Source organism: Pseudoflavonifractor phocaeensis (assembly GCF_016901735.1).
Taxonomy (GTDB): domain Bacteria; phylum Bacillota; class Clostridia; order Oscillospirales; family Oscillospiraceae; genus Pseudoflavonifractor_A.
In genome coordinates, this window is sequence record NZ_JACLZC010000189.1 from 1 (window position 1) to 540 (window position 540).

At 53.3% G+C, this 540-nt stretch carries 1 protein-coding gene; it reads left to right on the forward strand.

The features are described 5' to 3' along the window. A partial coding sequence (rhuM, locus tag H7U37_RS15200) for a RhuM family protein (RefSeq protein ID WP_204876999.1) occupies positions 1-540 on the forward strand: 540 nt, incomplete at both ends.

The window sequence follows — 540 nt, forward strand, 5'->3', positions numbered from 1 at the left end:
TCGCTGTGGGGTATCGGGTGAACTCCAAAAAGGCGACCATGTTCCGCATTTGGGCGAACCGGGTGTTAAAAGAGTTCATCATCAAAGGCTATGTGATGGATGACGCACGGCTGCGGGAGCCGGAGAACTTTTTTGGCAAGGATTATTTCGAGGAACAGCTGGAGCGTATCCGGGACATCCGAGCCAGCGAGAGAAGGTTCTACCAGAAAATCGCGGACATCTATTCTCAGTGCAGCGCCGACTACGATGTGGAAAGCCCCATCACAAAGGAGTTTTTTGCCACGGTGCAGAATAAGCTCCACTATGCGGTCACCCATCATACCACCGCTGAGATCGTATACGGCCGTGCCGACAGCACCAAGCCCAACATGGGGCTGACCACATGGAAAAACGCCCCCAAAGGCCGCATCCGCAAATCGGATGTCACCGTCGCCAAAAACTATCTGAACGAAACGGAAATGCGAAACCTGAACGAGATCGTCACCATGTATCTGGACTATGCGGAACGGCAGGCCCGCCGTGGAAATGTCATGTATATGG